The organism is Shewanella sp. 125m-7 (genome assembly GCF_052977045.1).
The window spans coordinates 139,491-153,569 of the sequence record NZ_JBRILQ010000008.1; the positions used below are offsets into that span (position 1 = coordinate 139,491).

The window sequence follows — 14,079 nt, forward strand, 5'->3', positions numbered from 1 at the left end:
TACAGGTAATATAAACGTCCAAATTATTTACAAAAACGTTTCGTTGGAGAACTAAGCAACAATGAGCATTACATCTGTCGCTTCTGTGTTTAAAGGTGACTTTGCGATTGGTTCGCAAATCACAGTACGTGGCTGGGTTAGATCCCGTCGCGATTCTAAAGCAGGAATTTCATTCCTAGCTGTTTATGATGGTTCATGTTTCGACCCTATTCAGGGTGTTGTGCCAAATAATCTAGAAAATTACACCAACGAAGTGTTAAAGCTTACAGCTGGTTGCTCTGTCGTCATGACTGGTGAGGTTGTTGAGTCTCCAGGCCAAGGTCAAGCATTTGAGATGCAAGTGACCAAAGTTGAAGTCGCTGGCTTAGTTGAAGATCCTGATACTTATCCAATGGCTGCTAAGCGCCACTCAATTGAATATCTACGTGAACTTGCTCACCTACGCCCACGTACCAATATTATTGGCGCCGTGGCTCGTGTGCGTAACTGTTTATCACAAGCAATTCACCGCTTTTATCACGAGCAAGGTTATATCTGGGTATCTACACCACTAATCACAGCTTCTGATACCGAAGGCGCTGGTGAAATGTTCCGTGTATCGACTTTAGATCTAGAGAACTTGCCACGTACTGATAAGGGTACGGTTGATTATGGCGAAGACTTCTTCGGTAAAGAGTCTTTTCTTACGGTTTCAGGCCAGCTAAATGCTGAGACTTATGCCTGTGCATTATCAAAGGTCTACACTTTTGGTCCTACATTCCGCGCTGAGAACTCAAACACTAGCCGTCACTTAGCCGAGTTTTGGATGGTTGAGCCAGAAGTGGCTTTTGCTGATCTTGATGACGCAGCGAAACTTGCTGAAGATATGCTGAAGTATTGCTTTAAAGCTGTACTTGAAGAACGTCGTGACGATCTTGAATTCTTCGCTCAACGTGTTGAGAAAACTGCCATTGAACGTCTAGAAGCTTTCGTGAGCAGTGATTTCGCGCAAATTGATTACACCGATGCAATCGAAATTCTTAAAGCTTGTGGTAAAGACTTTGAGTATGACGTTGAATGGGGTATCGACTTACACTCTGAGCACGAACGTTATCTTGCAGAAGAGCATTTTAAAGCACCAGTTGTTGTTAAGAACTACCCGAAAGACATTAAAGCCTTCTATATGCGCTTAAATGACGACGGTAAAACGGTTGCAGCAATGGACGTATTAGCACCTGGCATTGGTGAAATCATCGGTGGTGCTCAACGTGAAGAGCGTTTAGACGTACTTGATGCACGTCTTGCTGAAATGAACCTAAGTCAAGAAGACTACTGGTGGTATCGTGATCTGCGTCGTTATGGCACCGTGCCTCACGCAGGTTTCGGCCTAGGTTTCGAGCGTTTGGTTTCTTATGTTACTGGTGTTGCTAATATCCGTGATGTGATCCCATTCCCGCGCTCACCTAAGTCTGCTAATTTCTAAGCAAAATAGAGCAGATTTACGCTAGGCACTAAGCCTCTCATTTTGAGAGGCTTTTTTTATGCCATAAATCACGACCATCTCTATATCTCGTTTTATGTTTATGCCTCGCTTTAATACCAATCGTACTAACTATATGATTGGCGTTATCAGTATAAAACTCCCGCCCCCTCTGCTAATAACCTTTCTAGCAAGGCCATTTCTTGTCACATACTCTTAACGTTACTTTTGATAAGTAAGCTCGCCTTGCTATAAATCAACTATTTATAAGCACTAGCTTAGTTAAGGCATTGTTAATAAGAAACCCACCCAAAAGATGTGACTTAGATCACCTATTGCAATATCGCGGGTCATTTTGTCCCTATCAACCGTACTTTAATGATCTAGCTCAAGTGAGTAGAAACTGTACTAGGTATTATGGCTCAAAGGTCGGCAAAGCTTGACGCATATCAATAATGAGCTGCTTTTTGAGGCCTAGACTGTTTTCGTTGAACACACTCCTTATAAACAAAAAAAAGGTTTAACCATGGAAACACATGAAGCCCTTTATCAGCAAGGTTTGGCACGAATAGAGCAACTTCGCAAGCTAGAACCTCGCAATGGTGAAACGCTGCAACAAAAAATGCAACAAAACGGCATTAGTCGCCGTGACTTTATGAAATGGAGCGCAGCAGTAACGGCAATGCTCGCCTTACCTCTCCCCTTCAGTACTTTAGTTGCAGAAGCTGCAGAACTTGCCGACAGAGTGCCACTCATTTGGTTACATATGGCCGAGTGCACAGGCTGTTCAGAATCCCTCATCCGCACAGATACCCCTAATTTAGATACATTGATCTTTGATTACGTTTCTCTTGAATACCATGAAACCTTAATGGCTGCTGCGGGTTGGCAAGCAGAAGAGAACCTTGAGCATGCGTTAGAAGCCTACAAAGGTAACTACTTGCTGGCTGTTGAAGGTGCAGTACCGACCGCAAATAATGGTGCTTACTTAACCGTTGGCTGTAAAGGCCACACCGGAATGCACATTGTTAAACAAGCAGCAGAAGGCGCCGCCGCCATTATATCTGTCGGTACCTGTGCAGCCTTCGGTGGTATTCAAGCCGCTGCGCCTAACCCTACTGGCGCAAAAGGTGTTTATGAAGTGGTTGATAGAACTGTTATCAACCTTGGTGGTTGCCCGCCAAGTGAGAAAAATATCGTCGGCACACTGATGTACTTCATTATGTTTGGCAAGTTACCGGCTCTAGATATGTTCAACCGCCCTAAGTGGGCATACGGTGCTCGAGTCCATGATAACTGTGAACGTCGTGGTCGTTTTGATGCGGGTGAGTTCGTTGAAGAGTTTGGCGATCAAGGCGCGAAGGATGGCTACTGTTTATATAAGGTTGGTTGCAAAGGCCCTTATACCTACAACAACTGCCCAACAGAGCGATTTAATCACCATACGAGCTGGCCAGTACTTGCAGGTCACGGTTGTATTGGCTGCTCTGAGCCAAACTTCTGGGATGATATGGCAGACTTTGAAAAACCCTTGGGAAGGCAAGAATTGCATAGCCTTGATGCCACCTCAGACACTGTTGGTGCCGTCATTCTTGGTGCAACTGTTGTCGGAATTGGCGCACATGCTGTTGCCAGTATTTTTGCCAAACCTGAAGAGGAATAATCATGAGCAAACGTGTAGTCATAGATCCAATCACTCGTATTGAAGGACATCTACGAGTAGAAGTCGAAGTCGACGAAAACAATGTAATTACTAAAGCGTGGTCATCATCAACTTTATGGCGCGGTATTGAAGTGATCCTTAAAGGCCGTACCCCCATGGATGTCGGCTTAATCGTACAAAGAATTTGTGGTGTATGTACCTACTCGCATTATCGCTGTGGTACTGAAGCGGTTGAGAATGCGCTAGGGGTTCAAATTCCGCTTAACGCAAAGTACCTTCGAAGCTTGATGCAAACCTCTCTGTACATGCATGACCATATTGTCCATTTTTACCACCTGCACGGTCTAGATTGGGTTGATGTTGTTTCAGCACTGAGTGCCGACCCTGCACTTGCAGCCCAAGAAGCCCTTAAGTATACCGAGAATCCTATCGCTGCTGGTGAAGGCGATCTCAGAGCCGTTCAAGAACGGGTTGCAGGACTCGTAGCAACAGGAAAGCTTGGGCCTTTTGCCAATGCCTATTGGGGCAACGGTACCTACAGGTTTACACCAGAGCAAAACCTTATTGCCCTGTCTCACTATCTAAAAGCATTAGAAGTGCAACGTGTAGCCGCTGAGATGTTAGCTATATTCGGCGGAAAATCACCACATCCTCAATCCGTTGTAGTGGGTGGAGTGACCTCTGTACGCGACATGCTTAGCCCTGCACGCTTACAAGAGTGGAAGCAGAAACATGAGTTCGTTAATGATTTCATCATTCGTGCATATAAGGCTGACATCGTCATGGCCGCTGCAGCCTTTGGCTCTGAGCCAAGTGTTCTAGGTGGTGTAAACATCAAAAACTTCATGGCAACCGACGATTTCTTGGTGGGTGACGGCCAGTACATGTTTAACCAAGGCGTGATCATGAATGGCGATCTTGGCAATGTGACAGACTTAGATCCAGATATGATCGAAGAAGATGTGACACATGCGTGGTATAAGGCGGATGCGCCTCAACATCCGTATGACGGTACAACGATTCCTGATTATACCGGCTTTGTAGAAAGAGAGACGGTTTACGGTAAGTTACCGACGATTGATGGCGATGGAAAATACTCTTGGGTTAAGTCTCCACGTTATAACGGAGAGCCTGTTGAGGTCGGTCCTCTGGCCTGCTTATTAGTCAGCTACGCTCGCGGCAATCAGGTTGTTGTCGATGCCGTTAATGGTTTGCTAGAAGCCACAGGCCTGCCTGTTGAAGCATTGTTTACGACGCTCGGCCGCACCGCCGCACGTATGCTGCAAACCGTTATCGTTGCACAAGAAGGATTAAAAACCTTCGATGCCATGTTAATCAACATGCAGTCTGATGAAACGACCTATGTGAAACCAGAAATGGACTCAAGCAAAGAATACGTAGGCCACTCCATGATTGAAGCGCCACGCGGCATGCTCAGTCACTGGATCCGAATTAAAGGTGGCAAGGTTGAAAACTATCAAGCTGTGGTGCCAACAACTTGGAATGCTGGACCGATTGATGCAGAGGGTAAAATGGGACCTTATGAAGCCTCGCTTATCGGCTTGCAACTTGAAGATCCTACCAAGCCTTTAGAAGTTATCCGCATAATTCACTCATTTGATCCTTGTATGGCGTGCGCGGTGCACGTGATGGACTACAAGGGACAAAACCTCGGTGAATTTAAAATTGATCCCAACGGATTCTAATCAAGGGGGATAGCATGGCTACTCAATCTGCGCTCTACCAAAGGGAACTGATTTTTGGTGCTGCGATAAGAATATTTCACTGGCTAAGAGCCTTAGCCATCTTGGTATTAATTGTCACAGGATTTTATATTTCCTGGCCATTTTTAGTCGCGCCAGAAAGTTCCGACATATTAGTACAAGGCTATATTCGTGCAGCTCATCAGATCTTTGGCTTTGTGTTAGTCGCGATCACTATAGTCCGCGCTTATCTGTTCTTTTTTGGTAAGAGTGATATCGAACGTCGTTCGTTTAAAGACGTAATGAGTTTAAAGAGCTGGATCACTCAGCTTAAGTCTTACCTATGGATGGGACATTTAGACAAAGCTGGGGTTTATGGTCCACTGCAGTTCGTGACTTACTTTGCAATATCAGTGGTTGCGTTATTGATCTGCATTACAGGCCTAGTCTTATATGCCAATGTGTACCATGAAGGTCTAGGTGGCATGCTTAGCGGCATGGCGAGTTGGGTCACCGCAATGATGGGTGGATTAGCACCGGTGCGACTCTGGCATCACTACCTTACCTGGGTATTTATCATCTTTGTGGTAATACACGTGTATATGGCAGTTTGGTCAGGCATTCGTTTTAAACATAACTCTGTAGACTCTATTGTCTCAGGTTACGACTACCATAAGAAAAAATAAAAGGAAAACATGAAGATATTGCTACTTGGTATTGGCAATGTCCTGTACGCCGATGAGGGCATCGGCGTACATTTCGTCAATTATATCCAAGAAAACTATCGCTTCCACCATCCAGTAGATCAACTCGACTTACTTGACGGTGGAACACTTGCCCAAGGACTTATCCCAACACTTTGTAAATATGACTATCTCATCGTCGTTGACACCGTAAATGCAAATGGTGTTGCCCCAGGAGAAGTCTACTTTTTTGATTTTGATAACGCGCCAGCTGAAATTGATTGGCAAGGCAGTGCTCATGAAGTTGAGATGCTGCAAACGCTTATTATGATGGAAATGGTTGGCGACAGACCAAAAACCTTCGTATTAGGTGTAACACCCACCGTGCTAGAGCCTATGATACTCGGATTGACTGAACAGATCCAAGCAGCGGTGCCTTTGATGGAAAAAACCCTCATGCGTCATTTGGACTCACTAGGATTTACTCATCAACGCTTTGCAAACATTGATATCAACAGCCTTATTCCCGATTCCTACAAACGAGGCTTAACTTCAGATGAAGAATATTAGATTTGAGTTTAAATGTACCCGAGAAGTGCCCTTTTATGGGCACCTCTGTAATCAATACCTACAAAATGAGCAATATGACGTAACCATAGGAAAAAACGATAATCTTTACTATATTGAGGCTCAAGGTGAGCAAGCACAACTTGAACAACTTGCCGATGCCATCGCTCAAGACTTCTTGATTTCAGCTTGGCTTGTGAAGCCTCAAATTATAGCGATTGAAAAGCCTATAGGCACAAAAAAACTGCTCCCAGAAGCGAAACTGGAACTTGAATATTGTCAGCATTGCCAACCTCAGTTTGGTGATAACCAAGCTGCACATTTTGGTCACATTGGCTTTCACTGCCCCTGCTGCCATGCTCACACTCGCATCTCTCCTATCGAGCAAGCTGTTTCGTTAAGCGACGCGCGAGCCTTAGTACAAAAGCTCGATAAGTTAGGTGCTATAGAACTGCCAAGCGATAGCATTGGGGCGGGCCCCATTATTAGTTTTAAGCCTATCGCCAACCAACCTATCGAAGCTCGTCAACAGTTAGTGATCTGTAATCCCAATAATCTACACGCCCACTTCTCAGTTAACGATAGTCAAATATTGGCTCTTTCAAGTATCGAAAAACCGCTTATTAAAACGCGACCTATCAACAATCACCCTCGACTAAAGCAACCTTTATACGAGATAAGTTTTGCACAATCGCGTTTGTTACTGGTGATCGGTGAAATCCTTAGGCAACAAGGTATCGATTATCTTTATATTGCGAACAGCCATAACCCTAAAATTGCCATGGTTGAAGCAAAATGGTCGCTTATCCAAACACCGCCATCAAGCCAAACGCAGGTCGTCGACGCGGCGCGCCAACCATTACATGATGATGCACAGGCTGGAAATTATAGTGCTCGCTGGGCTAATAGCCATGTTGAAATCGGCTTAAATGAGCCAAGTGTTACTGAAAATAATGCGATAACGCCAATAAGTAACGCCGCGAGTTGTGCACTGCATAGTGCAACCATTGCTGAAAAGAAGCCCAAGTACGTAGCAGCCTTGTACTTCAGTCACTCAAGTAGCACCCAAATAGTGACGTTAGACGGCAAGCAACAAGTTGAATTATTCTTTGAGTTCCCAAGCATGCCCGACAACGGCTATGACATAGTGCATCAGCTAGAGTTATCACCACAGAAATCCTTGTTGGATAAATTTAAAACTCAATATCCTGATGATTACTTGAAACTGTTATCGTTAAAACTAGCACAACCGACCAATAATATTGAGTCTTTGTGGGCCATTGCTGCCGTCTTTCTTGGTGCTGCACGTCATTTACAACCAAGGACGTCCGCAAATACAACAGCGCCATTAAGCAAAACCGAACTTTGTGACTTTGTCGTTGCTCGCGCCATGTGCCACAAGGGAGCCAATGCGCCTAGGATTGATTTCCCGTTAACAAGAGGCGAAGCGTTTAGAAGTCTAAACTGGTGTAAAACATTGGGCACGATTATCAGCTTTAGGCTCGCTGAAGCGGATAATATCGATAAACTTGCCTTTGGTATGCACGACTCTTTTGCCGATTATATTTGTAATTGGATTGAGCACTTAGATCAAAATATCAGTATTAAATCTGTGGTGATCGCTGGTAACAGTTTTGCAAATGAAGTATTAGCGCAAAGAGTCGCTCTACGCCTGGGTAAAAACTTTACCCTCAATACTAATTCGCAAATGGATCTCGATGGAGTAAACCTCGCCGCTGGCGCCCTGTACCTTAAACAGCGTAGACACTAAGGCCTGATGACAATATCCATCACTAACAATAAGACTAATAATCTGACTAAAATGCGTTTACATATAAAGATCACCGGCATCGTTCAAGGTGTCGGTTTTCGGCCCTATGTTTACCGTTTAGCTCATGAGCTCAACTTAACCGGTAGCGTGCTTAATAACAGTGAAGGGGTCACCATAGAAGTGCAAGGCCCCCTAGCTGATCTAACCCGGTTTGAAGCCGCTTTTCACCAGCAACCTCCCCCACTTGCGCGCATCGACAATATCGATGTGACTCCTATTTCAACTATCGAACTATGTCATGGCTTTAGCATTGTCCATAGCGAAAAAGACAGTCCTGCCGCTGTTGCCGTATCATCGGATAAATGCACTTGCAAAGACTGCTTGGACGATATTGCCGATGCAAGTAATCGCCATTATCGATACCCGTTCACCAATTGCACTAATTGTGGCCCACGATATTCACTGATCAATGCGCTACCTTACGATAGACCCAATACCGCAATGGCAAGCTTTAAAATGTGCGAAGAGTGTGAGCGCGCCTATCTAGATCCTATGGATAGGCGCTACCATGCACAGCCTGTCAGTTGCCCTAAGTGCGGGCCGCAATTAAGTTTCACAAAGGCCGACCTAACACAGCTAAGTACCAAAGACTCTGCACTTGAGGATGCCATTAACGCGCTGATTGAAGGCAAGATATTAGCGATTAAAGGCGTTGGTGGGTTTCATCTGGTCTGTGATGCTAGCAACGATCAAAGTGTTAGATTACTGCGCCAGCGAAAATGCCGCCCAACCAAACCTTTTGCTGTGATGGTGGAAAATATTGATGCCGCAAGCCAACTCGTTACTGGCAGTGAGGCCGAGTGGCAAATCCTTAATAGTGCTGAGCGCCCTATTACGCTAATGCGTAAAGCTGTGATGCGCAAAACACTAGCCCCCAATAGCAAGCTTAAGCAAGCTGCAAATGTTCAATCCGAGCCTACTCACCAATGGGAGCAGGCACTCGAGCCGACATTAAAGCCTGCACTAACGCTTAGCCACTTAGTTGCACCGGATATCGATAGGCTTGGGATATTTCTACCGTACACCCCTTTACACCAGTTATTACTCAGTGGCGTTAAACGGCCTTTAGTCATGACCAGTGCAAACCTTGCAGGCGAGCCTATTATCATTCATAGCGACGCGATTAAAAGCAAGCTTTCTCATGTTGTCGATAATATTTTAGACCACGACAGACCTATCTTAAATGGCTGTGACGATAGCGTGGTGCAGCTGATAAATGACAAGTTACAGGTTTTGCGCTTAGCGCGCGGTTATGCGCCACTTTCTTTTTATCGCGAGCAGCCGCTAGCAGAGAACATACTGGCTTTAGGGGCACAGCAAAAAAACAGTATCAGTTTTGGTTTTGAACATAACCTGTTTGTTAGCCCTCATATTGGCGATCTCGTCTCCATCGAAGCCGAAGAGTATTTTCATCATACACTCGATACATTCACAAGATTATACGGCTTTAGTGCAAGTACACTCGTTCATGACAGCCATCCTGACTATACAACCAGCCGATGGGCCAGAACCCAAGCGATTAGCAACACAAATACGGTGCAACATCACTATGCCCACGTGTTAAGTGTCATGGCCGCCAACAAGCTCACAACGCCTGTGCTGGGCTTTAGTTTTGATGGCACAGGCCTAGGAGATGACAATACATTATGGGGTGGTGAGGTACTGTTTTGTGACGTTAACCAGTATCAACGTATTAAAAGCCTTACAAGCTTTGCGCTTATTGGCGGTGAACAAGCTATCAAGCAACCTGTACGGCTATTATTATCAATTTTACTTGAAAAATATTCACCACAAGAGATAAAACGCCTTAACCTTGCGGCGATTTCCGAGCTTTCACCGACCATGTTTAATAATCTGGTTAAGGTTTGGCAGGCAAACTCCAGCATTAGAACGTCCTCTGCGGGCAGATTATTTGATGCCGTCGCTGTTGCACTTGGGCTTATTACTGACATTCAGTATGAGGGCCAAGCCGGAATGTTAATCGAAGCCGCTGCTAACAGAGTCACTAACGATTTTGAATTGAATAATTTTGATATCAAAGACGCGGTGGTTGACCCAGATAGCATCACATCAAATATGTCATCAAGTAAAACAGATCTAACCATTAAGCCCATCAGCTTTGCTGGTAAGCAATCAAATTCTCTTTGGGATAGCGCTGAGCTGATACAACAGATCGTTGAAGCCGTCACCCAAGCGCCGCTCACCCCACAGCGCATCGCAGTAATTGCAAAAGCCTTTATGGATACCTTATGCAATTGGGTGTGTGAATGTGCTAACGATTACCTTGATACTCCTATCGTGCTTTGCGGTGGTGTATTTCAAAACCGATATCTACTTGAGCGTTGTGAGAAACAATTATTAGCCCAAGGCAATCAGCTGCTTTCAAGTCATAAGGTTCCAATCAATGATGCCGGAATTTCACTAGGCCAGTTGTGGCATGCTATTCACAACCCTAGAGTAAATGTGACAGCTGTCACCCGCAAACACCAATAAAGGTGATTTACATCAAGGTCGATTACGGAACTGTAGTCGACAATGAGACAACATAATAATAAACGGAGTTTCTATGTGCCAAGACTGTGGCTGTTCTATTACCCGTCATGATCATCTTTTAAATACGGGCCACTCGCACGCTAAAGCCGATGATAATCTTGCGAGTAATCCTCAGCTTAATGACAAGACTACCCTCGCCGTTATTCATAAGATCTTAGATAAAAACGACATAGAGGCTCAACATAACCGCGAGCATTTCGAGGCGAAAGGTATTACAGCCTTTAACATTATGAGTAGCCCAGGTAGCGGCAAAACGACTTTACTTGAGCATTTGTATGAACATACCGAACTAAAATACGCGGTAATCGAAGGCGACCTAGAAACCTCAAGAGACGCCGATAGACTTAAAGCGAAAGGAATTGACGCCTACCAGATCCAAACCGGTACAGCCTGCCATTTAGACGCTTTTATGGTGCACAGTGCGCTGCATCATATCGACTTTACAGCTCTCGATATTTGCTTTGTCGAGAACGTTGGTAACCTCGTCTGCCCAGCAAGCTACGATGTTGGCACTCACAAAAATATTGTTTTGCTTTCTGTGCCAGAGGGTGACGACAAGATAGAAAAGTACCCTGTGATGTTTCGCCGTGCCGATCTGGTACTTATCACTAAATCTGATCTGCTACCGTATTTTGACTTTAGTATTGAAGAAGCACGCGCTCAACTCAAAAAGCTCAATCCACATGTTGAGCTGATGCAAATATCTGTAAAAGAACCACAAACCCTAACGCAAGTCACGGATTGGCTTTCAAGACATAAAGGAGTAACAACCTAATGTGTCTTTCTATTCCCTCTATGGTTGTAACGGTTCATCAAGATGAACAAGCGGTAACGGTCGATACCATGGGCGTTAAGCGCAAAGTCAGTAGTCACCTTATTAGCGATCCTCTTGAGATAGGTGATTATGTACTTATCCATATCGGCTTTGTCATGAACAAAATTGACAAGGACGATGCCATGGAGAGTCTGGCGCTGTATCAGGAGATTATAGAGAAGCTTGAACTAGAAGATAAGGAGTCTGGATGATTGCCTTAAATCAGCTTTACCAAGGTTTTAGAGATCCCGAGGTCATTCGCTCCCTCGCTAAAGAGATCACCTCCTTGGCGGCTAAAGTCGAAGGTCAAATCAATATCATGGAAGTATGTGGCGGCCATACTCACACCATAATGAAGTATGGCTTAAATCAATTACTGCCCGACAACATTGAATTCATCCATGGACCAGGCTGCCCCGTTTGCATTATGCCAAAGGAGCGCATTGATCATGCCGCAGCCCTCGCAAGCCTGCCAGGCACAATATTAGTCACTCTTGGAGATATGATCCGCGTACCCGGCTCCCATGGCAGCCTGGCTGAATTTAGGGCCAAAGGCTGTGATATAAGACCGATTTATGATCCTTTAGATACGTTAACGATTGCAACGGATAACCCAGATAAAACCGTGATTTTCTTTGCCATAGGTTTTGAAACGTCTACCCCCATGACGGCAGTGCTGATTGACCAAGCAGAAAAGCGAAACATAAATAACCTGCTATTCCATATCAACCACGTGTTAGTTCCCCCAGCTATCGATGCTGTCATGGCGGATCCTAACGTTAAGGTAAATGCGTTTATTGGGCCCGCTCATGTTAGCGTTATCAGTGGCGCCAAGGTTTATCGCCCTGCCGTAACCAGCTACCACACGCCTTTGGTTATTTCAGGATTTGAGCCCGTTGATGTTATGCAGTCAATTCTAATGATTGTTAAGCAAAAAGTTGCCGCAAGCGCGCGATTAGAGAATCAATACAGTCGTTCGGTTTCTGAAGACGGTAACCTAACCGCACAGGCAATGGTGGATAAGTACTTAACTGTCAGACCAGAGTTTCGTTGGCGCGGGCTCGGCCCGATCGCAGACTCTGCACTCATGCTCAGAGAGCAGTTTTCTCACCGAGACGCTGAACTGATCTACGCCAAACAGTTACCCACTCAAGAGATTGATGACCACAAAGCTTGTCAGTGTGGTGATATTTTAAGGGGCTTATGTAAGCCTAAAGACTGTAAAGTCTTTGGTCGAGGCTGTACCCCTGAAACCCCACTTGGTAGCTGTATGGTCAGCTCCGAAGGCGCGTGTAATGCTTATTACCGATACAATGGAGTCAGCTAATGAGTGAATTCAATAGCAAGAAACGAGTGCAACTGAGTCACGGTGGTGGCGGCAAAGAGATGAATCGGTTAATTAAAGATTTGTTCTTTAAAGCCTTCGATAACCCTATCTTACGCAGTGAAGAAGATGCAGCCGTACTCAATGTTGACGGTAAAATCGCGTTTACAACAGACTCCTTTACTGTATCACCGCTATTTTTTGCTGGTGGAGATATTGGCAAATTATCTATCGCCGGCACGGTGAACGATCTCGCGATGATGGGCGCAGAGCCACAATATTTAAGCTGTAGCTTTATTATTGAAGAAGGTTTTGAGATTAATCAATTGAAAACCATCGTCAGTAGCATGGCCACCGAACTTAAGTGCTCAGGCGCTCGTATTGTTTGTGGCGACACCAAAGTCGTGCCTCGAGGTTGTGCTGATGGCGTTTTTATTAACACCACTGGGGTTGGCCGGATCTTACATAGCGGCATCTCAGTTAAAAATTTAGTCGCTGATGATGTGATTATTGTCTCCCGTGATATTGGTCGGCACGGCGCCGCAATCCTAATGGCGAGAGAAGGCTTATCGCTTGAGTCTGAATTAACAAGTGATTGTGCAACGCTGTGGCCGATTGTTGAGCAACTCATTGCGGCAAATATCGAGATCCATGCGATGCGAGATGCAACCCGTGGTGGGCTATCGGCCGTACTTAATGAATGGGCCAGCGCATCAAATATCGGTATTAACCTTGTAGAAGAAGCGGTTCCGGTAAGTGAGGAAGTCAAAGGCCTTTGTGAGTTATACGGCTTTGAGGCATTAGATCTTGCTAACGAAGGCACCTTTATACTCGCAGTACCCAAAAAGAGTGCTGATGCAACGTTAGAAATAATGCAACGCTTTGGTCACTGTGAGCACGCTGCGGTAATTGGCGAAGTAACAGAGCAAAGGCCCGGAAAAGTAGTACTCAATACACCTTGGGGCAGCAGCCGCTACTTAGATTTACCCCAGGGCGAACTGCTGCCGAGGATCTGCTAGTGCACGAGTATTCTATTGTCACTGCATTAATTGAACAGTGTGAACAACACGCTATCGCGAATGACGCCACAAAAATTACCCAAGTCGTAATAAAATTAGGCGTATTAAGTGGTGTTGAACCCGAACTTCTGAAAACGGCTTTTGAAACGTTCAAATTAGAAGGCATATGTCGCGACGCTTCTCTAATTATGAATATTCAACCTTTAGTCATCAGCTGCGCTACTTGTGGTGGTCATACTGAGCATGAACAAAGAAATGTAATGTGCAGCCATTGTCAGAGTACAAACACCACTGTACTTGATGGTGAAGATATGATGTTAATGCAGCTAGAGCTTGAAAAAGAGTAAATGACATAAATGGATATAAAAAAGCCGAACGTTAAGTTCCAATGCCGATCGTTTAAGAGGACTTGACCGATCCTGCAGATGAAAGATAATCCCTACCAGTATTCTGGTGGGGATTT

The 14,079-nt window shown here is 45.0% G+C and carries 12 protein-coding genes; all 12 read left to right on the forward strand.

The genetic code is table 11. The features are described from left to right. Nucleotides 1–61 precede the first annotated feature (61 nt). Entirely contained in the window at nt 62–1,462 is a 1,401-nt protein-coding gene (gene asnS, locus ACVBIL_RS06090) for an asparagine--tRNA ligase (RefSeq protein WP_447166090.1), read from the forward strand. A 523-nt stretch (nt 1,463–1,985) separates the two neighbouring features. After that, complete coding sequence (hyaA, locus tag ACVBIL_RS06095) at nt 1,986–3,122, forward strand: nickel-dependent hydrogenase small subunit (RefSeq protein ID WP_447166091.1); 1,137 nt, start codon at nt 1,986–1,988, stop codon at nt 3,120–3,122. 2 nt (nt 3,123–3,124) lie between these two features. Continuing rightward, nucleotides 3,125–4,828: a nickel-dependent hydrogenase large subunit gene (hyaB, locus tag ACVBIL_RS06100; RefSeq protein ID WP_447166092.1), complete on the forward strand. Its 1,704-nt coding sequence runs from the start codon at nt 3,125–3,127 to the stop codon at nt 4,826–4,828. 14 nt (nt 4,829–4,842) lie between these two features. Next, nucleotides 4,843–5,511 carry a Ni/Fe-hydrogenase, b-type cytochrome subunit gene (gene cybH / locus ACVBIL_RS06105; RefSeq protein ID WP_447166093.1) on the forward strand — a complete coding sequence of 223 codons (669 nt, stop codon included), beginning with the start codon at nt 4,843–4,845 and terminating at the stop codon, nt 5,509–5,511. A 9-nt stretch (nt 5,512–5,520) separates the two neighbouring features. Then, complete coding sequence (locus tag ACVBIL_RS06110) at nt 5,521–6,078, forward strand: HyaD/HybD family hydrogenase maturation endopeptidase (protein WP_447166094.1); 558 nt, start codon at nt 5,521–5,523, stop codon at nt 6,076–6,078. Next, nucleotides 6,065–7,846, forward strand: a complete 1,782-nt coding sequence (locus ACVBIL_RS06115; protein WP_447166095.1) for a Kae1-like domain-containing protein — start codon at nt 6,065–6,067, stop codon at nt 7,844–7,846. Before ACVBIL_RS06110 ends, ACVBIL_RS06115 begins: the two co-directional genes overlap by 14 nt. 51 nt (nt 7,847–7,897) lie before the next feature. Beyond that, nucleotides 7,898–10,399, forward strand: coding sequence for a carbamoyltransferase HypF (locus tag ACVBIL_RS06120; protein WP_447166096.1), 2,502 nt, complete (start codon nt 7,898–7,900; stop codon nt 10,397–10,399). Between the two features lie 73 nt (nt 10,400–10,472). After that, nucleotides 10,473–11,234, forward strand: a complete 762-nt coding sequence (gene hypB / locus ACVBIL_RS06125; RefSeq protein WP_447166097.1) for a hydrogenase nickel incorporation protein HypB — start codon at nt 10,473–10,475, stop codon at nt 11,232–11,234. Further along, entirely contained in the window at nt 11,234–11,485 is a 252-nt protein-coding gene (locus tag ACVBIL_RS06130; protein ID WP_447166098.1) for a HypC/HybG/HupF family hydrogenase formation chaperone, read from the forward strand. The genes hypB and ACVBIL_RS06130 overlap by 1 nt, the downstream gene beginning before the upstream one ends. After that, complete coding sequence (hypD, locus tag ACVBIL_RS06135) at nt 11,482–12,600, forward strand: hydrogenase formation protein HypD (protein ID WP_447166099.1); 1,119 nt, start codon at nt 11,482–11,484, stop codon at nt 12,598–12,600. The genes ACVBIL_RS06130 and hypD overlap by 4 nt, the downstream gene beginning before the upstream one ends. Beyond that, on the forward strand, nt 12,600–13,616 hold the full coding sequence (hypE, locus tag ACVBIL_RS06140) for a hydrogenase expression/formation protein HypE (RefSeq protein ID WP_447166100.1): 1,017 nt from the start codon (nt 12,600–12,602) through the stop codon (nt 13,614–13,616). The genes hypD and hypE overlap by 1 nt, the downstream gene beginning before the upstream one ends. Continuing rightward, complete coding sequence (locus ACVBIL_RS06145; protein WP_447166101.1) at nt 13,616–13,963, forward strand: hydrogenase maturation nickel metallochaperone HypA/HybF; 348 nt, start codon at nt 13,616–13,618, stop codon at nt 13,961–13,963. Before hypE ends, ACVBIL_RS06145 begins: the two co-directional genes overlap by 1 nt. Nucleotides 13,964–14,079 lie beyond the last annotated feature (116 nt).